Here is a 17,547-nt window from a genome sequence, read left to right on the forward strand (position 1 = left end):
GAGGGGCGAGTGTTCTGGCAGACGGGAAGTCCTTGGGCTCCGGAACCAGCCAGCTCTATACGCCCTAGGGAGGCCCCCCTATTATAGCACAAAATCTCCCGCCGCGCATTGACATCGTCCCCGATTCGTATTAAAATTTTATATGGAGAAAATTTGGGAGGGGTTGCTATGAATTTGCTGGAAGGATCCCCCGGTTCCGTCTATCGGGTAGACGGCCTGAACCTGCCTTTGGAATTAGCCCGCCGCCTGGAGGCCCTGGGTCTCTTCCCTGGCAGCCAGGTAACAATTTTGCGGAAAAAGCGCCGGGGAGCCATGATTATCACTGTTCGCGGCACCCGCTTTGCCCTAGGCATGGACATTGCGGAGCATATTGCCGTAAGGGGGGAAAGCTATGCCTCGTGAACTTACTATCGGCTTTGCCGGAAACCCTAACTGCGGCAAAACCACCTTGTTCAACGCCTACACCGGCGCCAACCTGAAAGTCGCCAACTGGCCCGGCGTCACCGTGGAGAAAAAGGAGGGCCGCTTCCAATTCCACAACAGCGACTACCGCCTGGTGGACCTGCCTGGAGCCTACAGCCTCACCTGCTATACCATGGAGGAGCAGGTCACCCGACAGTATATCCTCAGTGACGATGTGGACGTCATTATCGATGTGGCCGACGCCTCGGCCCTACAGCGGAACCTCTACCTGACATTGCAGCTCATTGAGCTGGGCAAGCCGGTGATCCTGGCCCTCAACATGATGGATATTGTGGAAAAGCGCGGCATGGAGATCGACACTCACCGTCTGCCAGAGATGCTGGGGGTCCCCGTGATTCCCGTGTCCGCCCGGCGGAAAACCGGCCTGGACATCCTGATGCATGCCGCCGCCCACCACGCGGGTCATCCCTCGGATACACCTCTGATACACCACCACGGGAGAGGGGCGTCCTCTATGACCAAGAGCACCCGCCCCGCAAAGGAAGGACACAAGCATCAGCATCACGCGGAATACGCTATGGTTTACAGCGACCTGATCGAGGACAAAATCGACCAACTGATAGACGAACTCCAAGCTCGCTATCCCGGCCTGCAAAACTACCGCTGGCACGCCATCAAGCTCCTGGAGGGGGACCGGGAGCTGCTGGAAAAATATCCGCTGAGCCGCCCGGATATCCTGGACCGCAGTTATGAACAGGACATCATCAACCAGAAGTACGACTTCATCGATGAAATCATCCAAGAGGTGGTAGTGAACCGGGAAGAACGCTCCGCCGTCACCGACAGGGCGGACGCCCTGCTCACTCACCGGTTTTGGGGGCTGCCCATCTTCCTCTTGATTATGGCCCTGGTGTTCTTCCTTACCTTCACCATCGGCGACTGGCTGAAGGGATATTTCCAGATGGGGTTGGACTGGTTCTCCCAGGGCGCCCTCGGGTGGCTTCAGGCCCTTCAGGTGGCTCCGCCTCTGATCTCGCTGATTGTGGACGGCATCATTACTGGCGTGGGGGGCGTGCTCACCTTTCTGCCCAATATCATCATTCTCTTTCTGGCCCTGGCCTTTTTGGAGGACAGCGGATACATGTCCCGGGTGGCCTATGTGATGGATGGCATTATGGGCAGGCTGGGGCTTTCCGGGCGGGCGTTCATCCCCATGATTTTAGGCTTTGGATGCAGCGTGCCCGCCATCATGGCCTCCCGGGCTCTGGAGAACAAGCGGGATCGGTACAAGACCATGCTCATCACGCCCTTTATGTCCTGTAGCGCCCGGCTGCCTATCTACGTACTCTTCTCCCAGATGTTCTTCCCGGAGCACGCCATGCTTGCCGCCTACTCCATGTACCTGCTGGGCCTTGTGGTAGCGGTGCTCTGCGCCTTTCTCATGCATATTTTTGAACGGGGAAAGACCTCCAGGGACCGGGCATCCAACTCCCTGCTCATTGAGCTGCCGGAGTATAAATCCCCCAGCGCCCACACCATTTTCATCTACGTATGGGAGAAGGTGAAAGACTATCTCACCCGGGCGGGTACGGTAATTTTCGCGGCCTCCATCATCATGTGGGTGCTACTGAACTTCGGCCCTTCCGGCTATTCCACAGAGATGGACGAAACCTTCGGCTCTTTGCTGGGAAAATGGCTGGTGCCCTTCTTCGCTCCGGTGGGCCTGGGATACTGGCAGATTGTAGTGGCGCTGATCGCGGGAATCTCCGCCAAAGAGGTAGTGGTCTCCAGCTGCGCGGTGCTGTTCAGCGTGGGCAATGTGAACTCTGCGGCAGGGATGGCCAGCCTTTCGGCTATTTTAGGCGGCATGGGCTTTGGCCCGGCGAACGCCTTGGCCTTGATGACCTTTTCCCTTTTGTACGTCCCCTGTGCGGCCACTCTGGCAACCATTAAGAAGGAAGCCGGCAGTTGGCGCTGGACTGCTTTCGCCGCCGCATTTCAGATCGGTGTTGCCTGGCTGGTGAGCTTCCTCATGTACCGCCTGGCTTTGCTGGTGTTGTGAGTATAGTTTCTGATAGCCAGCGGCTGCGCCCGCTATCTCTCAAAAAAAGCACAGAAGGAGGGAGGGCCTCCGCGACCCTCCCTCCTTAAGATTGGCAGTTATCCCTAAGTGCTCGCCAGTTCGCGACCGACAAACATTTGAGCATAACCAGCTGTTGTATGGGTGCTTACCCTTACATGCACCTCTGTTGTCATAGTACCATTTACCTTCTTCCTAAAGCCTACACCGATCGGCGTTTTGTTCACATAGCCTAACGATCCTCCCCTATTATCAGAATAACCAATATTTACGCTAGTCAACCCCGACTGATACGATTTAGTTGCGGAAGAATATACATAAGTGTCACGAGCCTGCGATGTAGCAACCGAGCAAAAGGAAGGAGAGTCTCCGCTGCCACTAACAAATTTTCTTATGTACATTTTCTGATTAAAAGGCATGGGAGTAGATCGTGTAACAGAGTACATAACGCATTCAGCAAATTCCTCTGACATTGCCAGCATGGCTTCTGCAGTCTCTTCTTCCGATGGGACAGTCTCTTCTGGCACAGCACACTCTACCAGCCCTGCGGGAACTTCCCAGTCTACGGGAAATAGTTCCTGAAAAGTAGGCGGAGCGGCAAATTCTTTCTTAACAGGGTCCACCAGCCAGCCGTCTCCAGCCCCCCAAGTGGTATCCGCGATAATCGCGTTGCGGGCGGCCAGAATGGCCTCCTTTTCCTCCTCGGTGGCAGCAGCTTCCAGGTCTCGGTAGGCCAGTTCCTCTGTCTCCGGGTCAACGCTATGGGAGGCGGTCAGCAGGTCGTTGGAGGTATCTTTCCATCCAGCTTTCACATAGGCTTGGCGCAGAGCTTCCAAATACTCATTGCCTTCCAGGCTGGAATCCACCGTGCTTTCAATCGCGGCCATCTCGTCTAGACTGGCTCGAAGGCTGTCCTCATCTGCCGCCGAAGCGGACAGCGCGAGAAGGGACACCAGCAGAATAGCCGCCAGAACCGTCAAAACTTTTTTCACAATAAAACACCTCACTTCTGAAATTTTGGCGCCGGCTCTGAACCGCCCTCCTTTCCGCCGGAAATCTCCGCCGCTATTTTATTATAGATCAAACCTGGAGTTGAATAATGCTTATATGGAAAATCTGACTTATTAAATTCTATTTACAAATTAAAACTTGGCGAATAGCACAATTAGCGGCTCAGAGCTTCCGGTAAATCACCTGCCACATGGTGAGAAAGCGGGCCAGCCCGCCAATGGCGTTGGAGATGGGCTCCACCAGGAATACCCTCGCGCGCCGAAGCCCAGGCTTGGCAGACAAGCGCGGATTTGGCTTTTGCTGCCTGAATGATCCGGCGGTTGCGTTCACGAAGATCATTTGTGATGCTTTGATTCATGTATTCATCTCCCTTCAGCGGCTCCTTATGTGAGCCGCTCTGCCTATAACCGGATGACGCCCTCGCGCGCCATCTCCTGAGCGGCCATCAGCACTCCCAGCTGGCCGCTGGGATAGTTGAGTCCCCCCTGCATCCATACCGCGAAAGGCTCCCGGAGTGGTCCGTCCGCCGAGAGCTCAATGGAGGATCCCAGGGTGAAAGCCCCCGCCGCCATAATCACATCGCTGTCGTATCCTGGCATGGGGCTGGGCTCCGGCGCCACAAAGGAATCCACCGGCGAAGCCTTCTGGATCCCCCGGCAGAAAGCGATAAGCCCCTCCGCCGTGCGCAGCTCAATGGCCTGAATGATGTCCGTGCGGGCCTCCTCCGGCCTGGGTGTCACCCCATATCCCAGCCTCTGGAACAGCGCCGCCGCGAACACCGCCGTTTTCAGGGCCTCTCCGGTAGCATAGGGCGCATGGAAGGCTCCCAAAAACAGCTCCCGACTGTGGCCCAGGGTGCAACCTAGCTCCCGGCCCGTGCCTGGAGTGGTAAGCCGGTAGGCGCACAGCTCCACCAGGTCACGCCGCCCGGCGATATAGCCCCCTGTGGGCGCGATGCCTCCTCCCGGGTTCTTGATCAGGGACCCAGCCATCAGGTCAGCACCATGGGCCACAGGCTCTTCCCGCTCTACGAACTCTCCGTAGCAATTGTCCACCATCACCACGCAACGGGGCGCCTTGCGCTTGGCCAGAGCCGCCAGTCTCTCAATCTCAGCCACAGTGAGGGAGGGGCGCAGGCTGTAGCCCCGGGACCGCTGGATGTACACCATCCGCACGCTCTCATCAATCTCCCGCTCCAGCTCCTGATAGTCAGGCGTGCCGTCCGGCAGCAGGTCCACCTGTTCGTAGACCACGCCGAAGTCCTTCAGGCAGCCGGACTCCTCCCGTCCGGGCAAGCCAAAGACTCCCTGGATGGTGTCATAGGGGGTTCCGGTGGCGCAGAGCACTGTGTCGCCGGGACGCAGGATACCAAAAAGAGCCACAGTGAGGGCGTGGGTGCCGCTGACAAAGTTATAGCGTACCAGAGCATCTTCTGCCCCAAAGGCATAAGCATATACCTGGTCCAGAAGATCCCGCCCCCGGTCGCCATAGCCATACCCTGTACTGGCAGCAAAGGCGCTCTCGCTTACCCGGGACTGCTGAAAGGCGGCCAGCATCTTCTGCTGGTTCCACCGCTGGTTCTCCTCGATCCGTCGGAACTGCACTCCCGCGTCCCGCTCTGCCTCCTCCGCCAGCGCCATAAGCGCGGGCCGGACCTCAAAATAGGGAAAATTCTCCATTACGATCTTCCTTTCATAAAGTTAGTAATATTTTTGCTTTTTGATTTATATGGGGGCCTGCCGGGCCCGGTGGCACGTCCAGATTTCAGCGGGCAAGGCGCGCTCCCGGCCGGTACGCTCGTGCGCTCAGATAGCTGGTTCCGGGACTAGGGGACGCTTTTTCTCAATTGCAAAAGAGTTTCATCTCGTTATACGAGATGAAACTCTCCGCGTCCCCTCTTAAGAGTTTTGCTTTGCAAAACTCGGATAGTTAACCGAGCGCAGCGAGTGTTAACCTATTATTCACCACCCCTGGCAAAAATGCGCTTCTCAGGTGTTTAAGGGCAAGACCTTGGAGGCGCTGCGTCTCAGCTACCGCTTCGGTCGGCGACGGGAAATCGCCGCAGGCGATTGGCGCCCTCCAAACCACCGCGAGCTTTTCAAAGGTTGCTGGGTGTGGGGGCGCTGGTCCCCAGTGGGGACCGTCAAGCGCCGACCGAGCCGGCAGGCGAGACAGCCCCACGACCTTGCCAGCGCCCCAAGGTCTTGCCCTCTGCCCAGCGGTCCTCTTCCCGGTAGCCCAGCCGCCGGTAGAACTCCCGGTTCCGCCCCGTCTGCCGGAGAACATAGAGCTTTCGCCCAGCCAGGGCGGTCTCCATCCTGGCCACAAGGCGGCTTCCCATCCCTTGGCCGCGAAATTCCTCCTCCACCGCCAGAGCAGAGAGCAGGGCTTCCTCCCCGGCCAACAGCGCCAGAGCGCAGCCAGCCAGCCGCCCCTCCCGATACTCTCTCAGTACCAAAGCTCCGTCGTGGCGCAGCCTGTGGGACAGGTCCAGGTAAAAAGGCTCCCAAGGGCCTGCCATTCCACACTGAACCAGCAGACGATGTACAAGTTCCAGCCGGAGCGGCTCCTGAGAAACGACGGCACCGGAGCCAGATTTACCTGACAATTCCTTCCCCAACACAGGACCCTGATTTTTTATCCTGAGCCCTAGAGGACTGGCAAAGTCCTCCCGGCAGCATAGGAGCTCTGGCCCCAAGGAGCCGAGAAAGGCCTGAACTTCCGCCCAATCCACTGGATGCCCCGTTAGCACAAGGGCTCCGTCAAGCAGTCCAAAAGCACAGCCAGAACCCAACCAGAACCGGGCAAAGGGCAACTGGAAGCCATAGGCTCCGGCACAGGCGGCCAGCTTACAGCCAAAGGCCGAGCCCCGGCACAGGTCAAAAAACATCTCTTCCGCCTGTGAGCCCTCTACGAGTTGAATCACCCAGCCACCTCCTTTTCAAAAGAAAAAGCCCCGCTAAAAGCGGAGCGTCTCTCTTTTCAGCTCATTTCACGAAATACATCACCGCGTTTGCCACGATTACCAGAACAAAAAAGCCGATGGCGATCACCTTTGTCCAGCGGGACAGAAAGGCGTCCACTGACCTGGCCTTACTCTTGGAGAGAAATGAATCGGCTACGCCGGTCACAGCGCCCACATTTTTCTGGTTGCCCTCCTGAAGCAGCACCACCAAAATAATGGCGATGGAAAAAAGCAACAGGGCAATGGCAAAAATAATTTCAAACACCGTCATGCAGTTGTCCTCCTTGAATCATTCCATGCAAGTAGCTTCTTGCATTTTATAAGAAAATTTCCAAATACAAATCTGGTTAATATTCTACCATATCTCCCAGTGGTTTGCAAGAGGCAGAAAACGAAAATCCCAAAAAACTCTGATATTTTTGAAAAGCGTGCATATTCTCTCTGGGGCCGGGCAGGATAGTAACAGCGGCACGGAAGCGTTTGCGTGCCCGGCGTTACGGTATCGCCCAATCGGGCCGGAGTCCAGCCATGCGCGAACTCTGAGAAATATCGAAACAGTCTGGGCTCCGGCTGCTTGCCCTCCGGGAAGGAGCAAAACTCCTTGCCGGAGGGCTAATTTTTTTACCGCTGATCCCTCCGCTCTCCAATAATCTTGGCCAGCATCCGGGTTACTTCCCGCACGTCAATGGGCTTCGCAATGTGGGCGTTCATCCCCGCGTCCAGGCACTTTTGTACGTCCTCAGAAAACGCATCCGCCGTCATGGCAATGATAGGCAGATCCTTGTCCGGATGGTTCATCGCCCGAATCTCTCGAGCCGCCTCATACCCTGTCATCACGGGCATCCGGATATCCATCAGCACGGCGGAATAATACCCTGGTTTCGCGCGCTCCAGCATCTCCACACAAATCTGACCGTTTTCCGCCCAATCCAGCTCCATCCCATATTCAGAGAGCAGTTCGTTGGCGATCTCCCAGTTCAGCTCATTATCCTCTGCCACCAACACCCGGATGCCGGTAAAGTCCATCCGGCAGTTCTCCTCTTCAGAGGGCCCTTTCTCTGGCAGGGCTTCTTTTACGTCAGCATAATGCCGCAGGCCATAGAACAGGGTGGACTTGAACAGGGGCTTCGAGATAAATCCGTTCACACCCGCCGCTTTGGCCTCGCTCTCAATCTCGCTCCAGTCATAGGCTGAAATCAGCAGAATGGGAATATTTTCTCCCATACGCCGGCGCAGCTCCCGGGCTGTGGCAATGCCATCCATACCAGGCAGCTTCCAGTCCAGCAGGATAATGTGGTAGCCGTCTTGTTTCTGCTGCCGCTCCTCCACCATCTGGACAGCCCGCTCACCGGAGTGCGTCCATTCGGCGTTCACCCCGATGGATTGCAGCGACGCCACTGCGCTTTCGCACAGCTGGCGGTCGTCGTCCACCACCAGCATATTCCAGTTGGGCAGAGTCATGTCCTCCTCAAAGGTATCCGCCCGCTCCATATCCAGCGTTAGGAAGAACTCCGTCCCCTTTCCCTGCTCGCTGTTTACCTCCATAGTTCCTTTCATGGCGTCCACAATATATTTTGTGATCGTCATGCCCAGGCCTGTTCCTTCGGTGCGGTGCACCCTGGTATTGTCCTCCCGGGCAAAGGAGTCAAACATATGGGCCCTGAACTCTTCCGACATACCGATGCCATTGTCCTTTACCCACAGTAGCACCCGCACATATTCCTCACCCTTGGGGGAATCCTCTTCCCGCATGGTGACCTGGATGCTTCCCTCCTCCGGCGTGAACTTGATGGCGTTGGAAAGCAGGTTCAGCATCACTTGATTCAGGCGCACGCTGTCTGTAAGTACATTCTCGGCTGAGATATCCCGAATCGAAACACCAAAGTTCTGGCGTTTGGCTTTCACCTGGGGCTGCACAATGCTTACAATGCTCTCCATCATCTCCCGCAGGGAAACCCTGTCATAGCTGAGGGTCATTTTGCCGCTTTCAATTTTGGACATGTCCAGGACATCGTTAATCAGGCCCAACAGATGACGACTGGAATTGGTGATCTTCTGAAGGCAGTTCTGCACCTGCTGCGTATTGTCAATATTGGCCGTGGCAATGGCCGTCATGCCCACAATGGCGTTCATCGGCGTGCGGATGTCGTGGCTCATATTGGAGAGGAACTCGCTCTTGGCCTTACTGGCCTGTTCCGCCTCCGACTGCGCCCGCTCTGCCTCCCGGCGGGCCTCCACGGCCAGGGTCAGAGCGTTTTCAGCTGCCTCGCGCGCCTCCTCCACTTCCTCCAACTGCCTGTGGTTGATCTTGTAGTATCCCATAAAGATAAAAAGCAGCACGCCAAAGATGATTCCACACAGAACCAGGCTGGCCCCCAACAGCTCCTGGCTCAGATGGTCAATGCTCTGGTTGATGGTGCCGTAAGGCATAAAGGTGAGCAGATACCACTCGCAATAAGCCAGTTTGGTGCCGAAAAGCCTGCGGCGCTCCCCCTCTATCGTGAACTCGCCGGAATAGTCCCTGCCCTCCCACATGGCCGCTGAAAGCTCCTCAATATACTGCCGGGGCGTTTTTCCGTCCACATCGGCGTAGAGCTCCTCCACGCGTTCAAAATAGCTGTCGCGATAAGCGTTGCCGGTGCGGATCACAAAGCTGCCGTCCTCCCGAATCACAAAAGAGTATACCATGGAGTCGTTTGCTTCCAAAGAGAGGGTATCCGTAATATAGTCTACATCCACCGCTCCCACCAAGGCCAAAGCGGTGGTTTTTCCATCAGACAGCGTGTAGTCCACAGGCACGCCCAGCAGCACCACATTATTCCCCTGCTTATCCGTGCCCACTGCCGCTTTCATCTCCCCCTCCTGCAAGGACTCAATAAAAGGCTTTGGGTCCGTGATCTCCAGCTGCTCTCCCTGAAGCATCTCAAATCTTCCGTCATAAGAAAGCAAGCCTAGCTGCCGGAATCCTCTGGCCCGGCTGCTTTCTCGGAGCTCGTCCACCACCTCCTCCCGAGTGGTTTCTATCTCTCTCTCCACACCAGGTCGGATGTTCTCCACGATACTCTCCATCTGATCCAGCCGCAGGTTGATGGTGGTTTGGAAATGCATGGCGATCTGTTCGCTTAAATTCTGCATATAGATCTTGCCCACCTGGCTGATGGTATCGCCGCTGCAATCCTCCATAAAATGGGACAGCAGAAAGAACGCGCCAAATGTAATAATCGTCAGCGCGATAAAGCTGCCTACCAGGAACCGGTTGGGGTTTTGCTTGTTCATTTTGGCTTCCTCGCTTTCCTCCCGCTTGCTCTCAACCCACAAGCTAGCCAAAGTAATCCGCCCGCCAGGGGGAGTTAAAGTCCGGCCTTATATTCCCGGATAGCCGCCAAGGCCCGGTCGTAATCTTCCATGGTCTTGGGATACAGCTCCTCCGCCTCTGGGCTTTTGCCGTTTCGCAGAGCCTCTGTCAAGGCAGAGCTGGACTTTTCCAGCACAGTGAAGCTCAAATTCTGACACATTCCCTTCACCGTGTGGGCGGCCCGGAAGGCCTCCTCCCAGTTCTCGTCCCGCCAGGAGTCCACCAAAAGGCTGTAGGTTTTATCATCCAAAAATTTCAGCACGAATTTCTGAATAAATTTCTCGCTGGGCAGCCGGGCGCTTACCTCTGAATAATTCCCGCCCAGCGCCTCATAGCATTCCTGCAACGTCATAAGGGTCTCCTCCTTTAATTGGTTTTGAATATCTTGTGGAAGTGGTGCTCGTTTCGCTGCGCTTGGCCTCCGGCGGCTTAGGGCCTCGAGTCTCAGCTGCCGCTTCGGGCAGCGGCAGGAAATCGTCACTGGCGATCGTCGCCCCTAAAAACCCACCAAACTTTTACCCTGGTTAGCTGAGTGCGCCAAACCCAAACACATTGCCAGGTTCAGGGGCGGAAAACTTGTCTTTGCCAGGTTTCGGCCCCATGGCGTGGTGTGGGAGAGTTTACGAAGCGAAACTCTTCTGTGCAGACGGAGGCCACACAGTATTACATAAAAATGTAAAGACACAAAATTTGAAACTGCGGCGCCTCTACTCCTCGTCGAATTCGATGATCTCGGACTGGTTGGTATAGACGCTGTTTCCGGACTCCGCCAGAGATGTCTCCGTACCGTCATAAAACCGGTACTGGCCCCGGCCGCTCTGCTTCACAGCATAGAGGGCTTTGTCCGCCGCGCCCATCAGGGCGGTAAAGTCCAGGCCCACCTGCTCTGTGGTGGCAACGCCCATACTGATGGAGATGGCGAAACCGCCGAAATCCTCCCCGTTCAGGGAAGAGTGCATCCGGTTGATGATGGGTTCCAGCTCCTGATGATACTGGAAGAAAATGATGTACTCGTCTCCGCCTACCCGGGACACAATGTCTCCGCTGCGAATACTCTGCCGGAGTCTGCCGGCGATATGCACCAGCAAATTGTTCCCAAACAGGTGTCCATAGGTATTATTCGCATCTTTGAAGCGGTCGCAATCGAAGAAGGCCAGGGCGTAGTTGCCGTCCGGGCTCTCCTTGAGCCGGGCCTCCGCCTGCCTTTGGGCGCTGGTCAGGTTCAAAAGCCCCGTAAGCTGGTCGGTAGAAGCCTGGCGCTCCAGGTTTTCCAGATAGCTGCGGCTGCTGTGAATGTCCACCGCCTTGCCAATGGCTCCCTTCAGTTCCGGCCGTTCCTGGGGGGCGTCCTCAGACCAAAGAGCCTGCAGCACATACCGGAACCACTTTCTCTCCCCCGCACAGTTCATTTTGCTCTCCAGGGTAACAATCGGTTCTTCCGGCGTGGCGGAGCACAGGGCGTTCCGAAGTTTTTCTCCCAGACCTCCGTCTAAATACTCCCGTACCTTCTCGTTCTCCAGGGGGTCCATCACCACTTCTTCCAAGCCCAGCTTCCGAGCCCCCCAAGCATTCAGAGTCACCATGGAAGGATCCATGGAATATTCGAACTGAATCTCCTTGCTCATGGCCGCAAAGAAGCTGTACTTCATCCGCTCGTGCTCCAGAAGGCGCAGCGTGCGGTTGGAGGCGCTAAGTTCCGTGTGCTGAGAGATCCTCTCCACAATATTGTTGAGGCTCTCTCCTCTCTGCTCCTGGTTTTTTCTGCTTCCGCTGGTGAGTTCCTCTTTCAGCGTGCCGGAAGCCTCCTGCAAGCACTCCAACAACAGCGGATTGAACGTTCCGCACTCGCCGTTGAGAATCATGCTCACCGCCTGCTCATGAGAGAACGCCGCTTTATACACCCGCTCGCTGGTAAGGGCGTCATACACGTCTGCCATGGCCACCACCTGGGCACCAATGGGAATCTCCTCCCCCTTGAGGCCGTCTGGATATCCCCGGCCGTCCCAACGCTCATGATGCCAGCGGCAGATCTGGTAGGCCACCTTTACCAGCGGCTCCCCCTGATGGACAGAGAGGCCGTCCAGCATCTGGGCCCCAGCCATGGAGTGGGTTTTCATGATTTGGAATTCCTCATCGGTCAGCCTGCCAGGCTTATTGAGAATCTTGCCATCAATCGCGATTTTGCCGATGTCGTGCAAAGCAGAGGCCTCACTGATCAGGGCGATGTCGCTCTGGTCCAGGCCATAGGCGTCGGTTTTGGAGATCAGCCGTTCCAAAAGAATCTCCGTCAGGCGGCGCACATGCACCACATGCAGGCCGCTCTCTCCGTTTCTGAACTCCACAATATGGCTGAGGATATCGATCATCAAGAGGCTGTTCTGCTCTTTTTCGTAGATCTGCTCGGCTACCAGGGCCTCTAGCTCTTGCTGCTTGGCAGAGCTTAAAAGAGTGTTCACCACCCGGCGGCGGATAACCCGGGCGTCGAAGGGGCGGCGGATAAAGTCGGTCACTCCCATGGCCAGGGCCTGGTCGATTCGGTCCGAAGTGGTCTCGGCAGAGATCATGATCACAGGGATAGACTCGATCCACCGCCGCTGGTTCATCACAGCCAGCACCCCGAAGCCGTCCATTTCTGGCATGACGATGTCCAGCATCACCAGGGAGATATCCGCAGCCTGCTTTTGCAGCTCATTCACGGCCATGAGACCGTTTTCCACCTCAATGGTGTCGTATTCTTTTCCCAGCATATCCACCAGAATGGAACGGTTCATCTCCGAATCGTCCACAATCAGAATCTTCTGTCTGCGCTTATGGCCATCCATCCAGGAGTACTCCTTTCTTTCAAAGGGAATTCATTTTGGCCGATATTATTTTTCATTATAACTGATTTCGGCTGAAATAGCAAGTAAAATTAAGCGCCGCAGGGAATACTTTGGGCAGAATATTTTTCCGGCGCGGCGGGGCGGGGAAAGAGCCCCCGGAACGCGCAGGCTCCGGGGGCTCTCTTTACTTATCAGGTGGATGCTTGGCTCCATTAAATCGTGGGGAAATCCCGGGAGGGGTCGTGGATAAACTGATAGTGCAGCCAAATTCCCACCTCCCCCGGGTCAGTGTGAAACATCTGAAGGAAAAACCAGGTTTTCTCCCCGACATCCCAGTATTCCTTCGGCATATTTTTCCAATCTCTGTTTTCCTCCTGAAGCAAATACGAAATCCGATTCTCCGGAGACCGCACATCGTTGAACTCCCGGTCCGGTTCCCCATAGACCGTGCAGCACTCATGATAGAGTTTTTCAATGATTTCCCAGGCCTCGTCCTCCGACCAGGTGCCATACACAAACCGAAGGGTGACCAAAAGGCTTCCCGTGTCCTCCGAGCTAAAGCCCAGAAGCTCTATAAAGTCCTCCCCCACGATTTTCCGCCGCTTCTTCACGGTGGCCTCGAATTTCCAGTCGCTTTCCCATTCCACGTCCTCTTCCGAGAGGCCCAGCTCCGCCAGCACGCTCTCACGGCCCGCCGCGCAGATGCTCTCATATTTTTCCACCTCTTTCAGGCTGGGGACGCTGGCCTTCTCCCCCGAACAGGCGGACAGGAGAAGCAGGAGGGCCAGCAGCAGGCAGAGGGCGGCTGTGTAAAATTTGCGAAACAGTTTCGTTCTTTTCATAAGGCTCTCCGTTTCTGGCAAAAAAGCGATTTTCTCCATTTTCAAAAACGATTTCTTCTACCAACTGCATCGGTATCGCCCTCTTTATAATGAAGATTTTATGTTTTTAATTCATTTAGAGCATGAAACAATGTGCTCCCCTTTGCCTTGCCATTAGTATACGATATAAATTTAACTTTGTAAATAGAAATTGAGCATTTTATCCATTTCTCACTGAATCTCCTGTTCTAACTGATCAAATACCGGCGCGGAGAAAAATTCTCCCAGAGTGATTTCCAGCCCGTCGCAGAGCTTCTTTATCGTAACAGTTCCAGGGTTTTTGCTCTCCCCATTGAGAATGCTTTTCACAGTCGCCTGAGGAACTGCGGCCAAATTGCTGAGCCCGTTGGGAGTGATTCCTCTTTCCTTGCAGAGTTGAAGGATACGGGCGGCAACAGCTTCCTGTGTGTTCATAGGGATACCTCCTTGAAGTTTATCCCTATGATAGGTCAATAGAAAAAATATGTTAGTGATACTTCACTAACGCAAAAAAATTATGATATACTCTATAGTAGACTTCCCGCGAAAATAAAATTAAGTGTTTTCTCCATCTCTTACTGAATCTCCTGCTCCAGCTGATCGAATACCGGCGCGGAGAAAAATTCTCCCAGAGTGATTTCCAGCCCATCGCAGAGCTTCTTAATCACGGTAATGGATACATCCCGCCTTCGCTTGTCGATCATGCTATAAACCGTAGACGGCGTAACCCCTGAACGAGTGGCCAACTCATTCCGCTTGATCTGCCTTTCCGCACACAATTCCAAAAACCGGTCTGCTACAGCGTCTTTTACATACATGCAATCACCTCAAAGCCATTGTAGGCAAAGGTTCGCGTTGGCGTATACGCACTTGCGTATTCTTGCCGAAGGTGATATACTGTATGCCTATATAGTCCAGGCAGTTCAAACGAGATGGATACCAATTTCCCAGCGGGTTTTCTATCTAGCCTGTTCAGGAGGTAATTGAAATGCCAAACTACGAGAATGATCTGGGATCTCTTCTGCGCCGCGTCCGCCGCTTTTATGGCTATACCCAAAACGCCGTTGCAAAGCAGTTAGGAATCAGCCGCACCGCATATACCTACTACGAAACCGGCAAATCTCTTCCCAACATCATCACTTTGAAAAAGCTAGCCGAGATCTTCCAGCTCCCTCCACAGGCGCTTTTCTGCCCGGAAAAGCTGCTGGAAGATGAGTCTTTCTGGGTGGAATTCCTCTCAAAAGGCCAAAAATAGCAAAGCCCCCGGAGAAGTCCTCCGAGGGCAAAACACATATCTTATCCGAACGCCGCCTGGTTCTGGTTGGGGCTGGACCGCTTCTCCATATCCGGGAATCGGTGCTCAATGGCCGCCAGGGAAATCTCGATGTCCTCTTCCGCCTCATCCGCAGAGAAGGCTCCTACAGTCACCATATCCTTGGCCCGGATGGCGTTCCAGCTGAAGGTGAGACCCACATAGGGGCTGCACCGCCCCGCCGCCATGGACTTAATGGTCATCACCGGCTTCTTGGCGTTGTGGATAATGGACGCCACCGTCTCAATCTCCACCTGCATCAGGAAGCCCATGCAGTTGAAAATCTGGATGTAGGTCTGCACATCATAGCCGTTTTTATCAGAGTAGACGATCAGTTCCGGCATGTGAGCGGAGAGCCCTGGCACCATGCCCGCGTCCCGGATCATCTTGGTGTAGTCGTCCAGGCGGACAATCTCCCCCTGGTTTTTGTTCACCAGCTCCTCTGCCTTAGAGTGGTGGATCAGACACAGCTTGGCACCCCGTTTGGCTGCGTCTTTCACAATCTGTTCCGACTCTCTGCGGCCCTCGGGGGTGTCGTCAACATTCAGATGAGGAGTGTCCACCATGATGATCTCCCGGCCCATGTGCTGCTCTGTCTCTTTGACCGCCCGAGTCAGCTCCGGGGACAGGGCAAAGGGGGCCATGATGGTATCTATCCCATGGCGCAGGTAGGCCTCCAGCACGGGCTTGAAAGCCTGGGCACTGTCATAGCGGCGCTTGATCATCTCGTCGGCGGAAACACTGGTGTGGCTCCACCCCAAAAGCCAGTTGGTGCCGATAATCATCCGGGAGAGGGAAACCCCGTCCACTTCCGTGCGGGGAAACTGCTGAATCATAAAAATCCTCCTTTTTGATAAGACCTTGGGGCGTTGTGTCTCGCCTGCCGGCTCGGTCGGCGACGGGAAATCGCCACCGGCGATTATCGCCCCCAAAACCCACAAACTTTTGCCCTGCTTCCTCACTACGTTCGTAGCAGACGATTCGCGTTTTTAGCTCAGCTAACCAGGGTAAAATGTTTCGTAGACTTCGTTCCACGAAGTCTTACCTTTCTCAAAGGTTGCAGGGTGTGGGGTGAGCGTCCGCCGGGGGCGGACACGCCGCGAACCGACCGAAGTGACAGCCGAGATCGGAGTCCCACGGTCTTGACCTTGATAGTCTAAGAAGCACAATTTTTGCGGGTGGTGAATCATAGTTAATCTCGCTGTGCTCGGTTAACTATCCGAGTTTTGCTCCGCAAAACATCGGCAAGAGGGGTGCGGAGAGTTCATCTCGTTACACGAGATGAACTCTTTTGCAACTGAATAAAAAGCATCCCTGGAAACCGGAACCAGCCAGCTATGAGCGTCTCGCACCCCGCCCGCTCATTTCTCCTCGCTGGGCGCGGTGTGCCGGAGGCCCCCTACTACTTCAAAAAACTGGCTTTATTCCACCGAAACCTCCGCACTCTCGGCCACGGCGGCCTCTCCTCCGCTGGGGGCTATATCCGCCGCCGAAATCTCTGTTCCCGCGCTGGCGGCTCCTTGGACCGCAGAAGCGCCCTCCGCCAAACCGGCCAGTTCTTCGCCGTTCTCCCTCTGCTGCTCCTCGTCTTTGAGCTCTGACTTTACCCGCTTCTTGTCCTTCTGCTCCTCCAGCATCCGCAGAGCCATGGCCATCATATAGGCCTTGGGGTCGTTTTCCAGGAGATACTTCTCGTCCTTGGGAGGCACCTTATGCCCCTTGCCGATATTCCTGGCGATGCGGGCGCAGCGCTTCATCTTGTCCAGGGATTCCTTCAGCGCGTCAGCCTGCTTTTTGCTCTGCTCCTTGATCTGCTCGCTTTGCTCCCGGAACACCTGGAACATCTGGGCGGCGGTTTTCATCTTCTGTTCCCGTTGGGCCTGGCGCTTTTCCTGGGGAGTCATAGGTTCGGCTCTGCCAAAGTCCTCCTCCTCTGTGTTTTCCTGGTTCTGCAAAAATTCCAGGGCTTCCTTGGATACTTCCAGCGTATCCGAGGTTTTCTTATTTGGGGCGGCGGATGAAGCCTCTTCCGCCGGGGAAGGGGTACGCCGCTGCGTTTCCCTTCCGGCCTGAACGCCTTGGGCCCGTTGCCAGCCCCCGTTTCCGGTTACCTTCCATTCCATAATCTCGCCCTCCTTTTTCTTATAGTCGGCAGAACCTCTGTGAAAAATAAGGCGGCGGAAGAAGTTTTGCGCGGCTCCTTTTTTGCAAGCATTACACTTAAAAGCCGTACCAATCGGCGTTTGTATTCCCCTTTCCGGTAAATTCAGCCGGGAAGCGGCGTTGCGAAAATTTGCCAATCTCCCCAGATTGCCGGCGTTTTCACGCCTTGCTCTCCCCTGAATTTGCTTAAAAATCGTATAGTTAACGCAGTTCAAAAGAGATATACCTCTTTTGAACCAGGCGGCGCAGCAACTGCTGTGCCGCCTAGCTTGAAAATCGGTATATACCGATTTTCAAGTGTATTTACTATAAACACAAATCCTATCAGTACAGTTTCTTAGGTTACATAAGGTCGAACGACCGATGTAAGCTATTTTTATTATTCCTTATATCTGGTATCTGGGCCAAAAAATTCTGGGAGGATCTCCAAAAGTATGGCGGGCCAAGACTGCGAAATTGACCTTGCAGAAAAGCACAGAATATCATACGGCAATCAGGGATAAAATCAAAGCAGGCAGCTTGATCCCCTGGCTTAAAAAGAGGGAGAGCGCCGAAA

General features: G+C 55.0%; 16 protein-coding genes. 3 read left to right on the plus strand and 13 right to left on the minus strand.

Going from position 1 to position 17,547, the window contains the following annotated elements; all coding sequences use genetic code 11:
- Nucleotides 1-168: 168 nt before the first annotated feature.
- On the plus strand, nt 169-402 hold the full coding sequence (locus tag D7X94_RS02740; RefSeq protein WP_120426169.1) for a FeoA family protein: 234 nt from the start codon (nt 169-171) through the stop codon (nt 400-402).
- Nucleotides 392-2,485, plus strand: a complete 2,094-nt coding sequence (gene feoB, locus D7X94_RS02745; protein ID WP_120426170.1) for a ferrous iron transport protein B — start codon at nt 392-394, stop codon at nt 2,483-2,485. Before D7X94_RS02740 ends, feoB begins: the two co-directional genes overlap by 11 nt.
- A gap of 104 nt (nt 2,486-2,589) precedes the next feature.
- Here the strand turns inward: feoB and D7X94_RS02750 are convergent, their stop codons facing one another.
- The 11 genes from D7X94_RS02750 to D7X94_RS02800 all read right to left on the minus strand — a co-directional run bounded on the left by D7X94_RS02750 (nt 2,590) and on the right by D7X94_RS02800 (nt 14,334).
- Nucleotides 2,590-3,495, minus strand: coding sequence for a hypothetical protein (locus D7X94_RS02750; protein ID WP_147401646.1), 906 nt, complete (start codon nt 3,493-3,495; stop codon nt 2,590-2,592).
- A gap of 173 nt (nt 3,496-3,668) precedes the next feature.
- Nucleotides 3,669-3,872, minus strand: coding sequence for a hypothetical protein (locus tag D7X94_RS18290; RefSeq protein WP_158590865.1), 204 nt, complete (start codon nt 3,870-3,872; stop codon nt 3,669-3,671).
- Between the two features lie 43 nt (nt 3,873-3,915).
- A complete protein-coding gene (locus D7X94_RS02760; protein ID WP_120426172.1) occupies nt 3,916-5,193 on the minus strand; it encodes a methionine gamma-lyase family protein in 1,278 nt (425 codons plus the stop codon).
- Between the two features lie 464 nt (nt 5,194-5,657).
- Complete coding sequence (locus D7X94_RS02765) at nt 5,658-6,440, minus strand: GNAT family N-acetyltransferase (RefSeq protein ID WP_120426173.1); 783 nt, start codon at nt 6,438-6,440, stop codon at nt 5,658-5,660.
- Nucleotides 6,441-6,501: 61 nt separating this feature from the next.
- Nucleotides 6,502-6,750, minus strand: a complete 249-nt coding sequence (gene secG / locus D7X94_RS02770; RefSeq protein ID WP_120426174.1) for a preprotein translocase subunit SecG — start codon at nt 6,748-6,750, stop codon at nt 6,502-6,504.
- A gap of 350 nt (nt 6,751-7,100) precedes the next feature.
- Nucleotides 7,101-9,755, minus strand: coding sequence for a hybrid sensor histidine kinase/response regulator (locus D7X94_RS02775; protein ID WP_120426255.1), 2,655 nt, complete (start codon nt 9,753-9,755; stop codon nt 7,101-7,103).
- A 74-nt stretch (nt 9,756-9,829) separates the two neighbouring features.
- Nucleotides 9,830-10,186 (minus strand): Hpt domain-containing protein, encoded by a 357-nt coding sequence (locus D7X94_RS02780; RefSeq protein WP_120426175.1) that lies wholly within the window; start codon nt 10,184-10,186, stop codon nt 9,830-9,832.
- Between the two features lie 355 nt (nt 10,187-10,541).
- Nucleotides 10,542-12,656, minus strand: coding sequence for a diguanylate cyclase (locus tag D7X94_RS02785; RefSeq protein WP_120426176.1), 2,115 nt, complete (start codon nt 12,654-12,656; stop codon nt 10,542-10,544).
- Between the two features lie 212 nt (nt 12,657-12,868).
- On the minus strand, nt 12,869-13,498 hold the full coding sequence (locus D7X94_RS02790; protein WP_147401647.1) for a hypothetical protein: 630 nt from the start codon (nt 13,496-13,498) through the stop codon (nt 12,869-12,871).
- Nucleotides 13,499-13,708: 210 nt separating this feature from the next.
- Nucleotides 13,709-13,951 carry a helix-turn-helix domain-containing protein gene (locus D7X94_RS02795; protein WP_120426178.1) on the minus strand — a complete coding sequence of 81 codons (243 nt, stop codon included), beginning with the start codon at nt 13,949-13,951 and terminating at the stop codon, nt 13,709-13,711.
- Nucleotides 13,952-14,091: 140 nt separating this feature from the next.
- On the minus strand, nt 14,092-14,334 hold the full coding sequence (locus D7X94_RS02800) for a helix-turn-helix domain-containing protein (RefSeq protein ID WP_120426179.1): 243 nt from the start codon (nt 14,332-14,334) through the stop codon (nt 14,092-14,094).
- A 170-nt stretch (nt 14,335-14,504) separates the two neighbouring features.
- On the opposite strand from D7X94_RS02800, the gene D7X94_RS02805 reads away from it, so the two are divergent.
- A complete protein-coding gene (locus tag D7X94_RS02805; protein WP_120426180.1) occupies nt 14,505-14,771 on the plus strand; it encodes a helix-turn-helix domain-containing protein in 267 nt (88 codons plus the stop codon).
- A gap of 41 nt (nt 14,772-14,812) precedes the next feature.
- On the opposite strand, the gene D7X94_RS02810 is transcribed toward D7X94_RS02805, so the two are convergent.
- A complete protein-coding gene (locus D7X94_RS02810) occupies nt 14,813-15,664 on the minus strand; it encodes a hypothetical protein (protein WP_120426181.1) in 852 nt (283 codons plus the stop codon).
- 585 nt (nt 15,665-16,249) lie between these two features.
- A complete protein-coding gene (locus tag D7X94_RS02815; RefSeq protein WP_120426182.1) occupies nt 16,250-16,951 on the minus strand; it encodes a hypothetical protein in 702 nt (233 codons plus the stop codon).
- Between the last annotated feature and the right edge of the window lie 596 nt (nt 16,952-17,547).

The organism is Acutalibacter sp. 1XD8-33 (assembly GCF_003612555.1).
Lineage (GTDB): Bacteria > Bacillota > Clostridia > Oscillospirales > Acutalibacteraceae > Acutalibacter.

What these genes read in the sequence shown, in the direction of transcription:
- D7X94_RS02740 (WP_120426169.1), top strand. Translation starts at nt 169, where the DNA reads ATGAATTTGCTGGAAGGATCCCCCGGTTCCGTCTATCGGGTAGACGGC.
- feoB (WP_120426170.1), top strand. Translation starts at nt 392, where the DNA reads ATGCCTCGTGAACTTACTATCGGCTTTGCCGGAAACCCTAACTGCGGC.
- D7X94_RS18290 (WP_158590865.1), bottom strand. Translation starts at nt 3,872, where the DNA reads ATGAATCAAAGCATCACAAATGATCTTCGTGAACGCAACCGCCGGATC.
- D7X94_RS02760 (WP_120426172.1), bottom strand. Translation starts at nt 5,193, where the DNA reads ATGGAGAATTTTCCCTATTTTGAGGTCCGGCCCGCGCTTATGGCGCTG.
- secG (WP_120426174.1), bottom strand. Translation starts at nt 6,750, where the DNA reads ATGACGGTGTTTGAAATTATTTTTGCCATTGCCCTGTTGCTTTTTTCC.
- D7X94_RS02775 (WP_120426255.1), bottom strand. Translation starts at nt 9,755, where the DNA reads ATGAACAAGCAAAACCCCAACCGGTTCCTGGTAGGCAGCTTTATCGCG.
- D7X94_RS02780 (WP_120426175.1), bottom strand. Translation starts at nt 10,186, where the DNA reads ATGACGTTGCAGGAATGCTATGAGGCGCTGGGCGGGAATTATTCAGAG.
- D7X94_RS02785 (WP_120426176.1), bottom strand. Translation starts at nt 12,656, where the DNA reads ATGGATGGCCATAAGCGCAGACAGAAGATTCTGATTGTGGACGATTCG.
- D7X94_RS02790 (WP_147401647.1), bottom strand. Translation starts at nt 13,498, where the DNA reads ATGAAAAGAACGAAACTGTTTCGCAAATTTTACACAGCCGCCCTCTGC.
- D7X94_RS02795 (WP_120426178.1), bottom strand. Translation starts at nt 13,951, where the DNA reads ATGAACACACAGGAAGCTGTTGCCGCCCGTATCCTTCAACTCTGCAAG.
- D7X94_RS02800 (WP_120426179.1), bottom strand. Translation starts at nt 14,334, where the DNA reads ATGTATGTAAAAGACGCTGTAGCAGACCGGTTTTTGGAATTGTGTGCG.
- D7X94_RS02805 (WP_120426180.1), top strand. Translation starts at nt 14,505, where the DNA reads ATGCCAAACTACGAGAATGATCTGGGATCTCTTCTGCGCCGCGTCCGC.
- D7X94_RS02810 (WP_120426181.1), bottom strand. Translation starts at nt 15,664, where the DNA reads ATGATTCAGCAGTTTCCCCGCACGGAAGTGGACGGGGTTTCCCTCTCC.
- D7X94_RS02815 (WP_120426182.1), bottom strand. Translation starts at nt 16,951, where the DNA reads ATGGAATGGAAGGTAACCGGAAACGGGGGCTGGCAACGGGCCCAAGGC.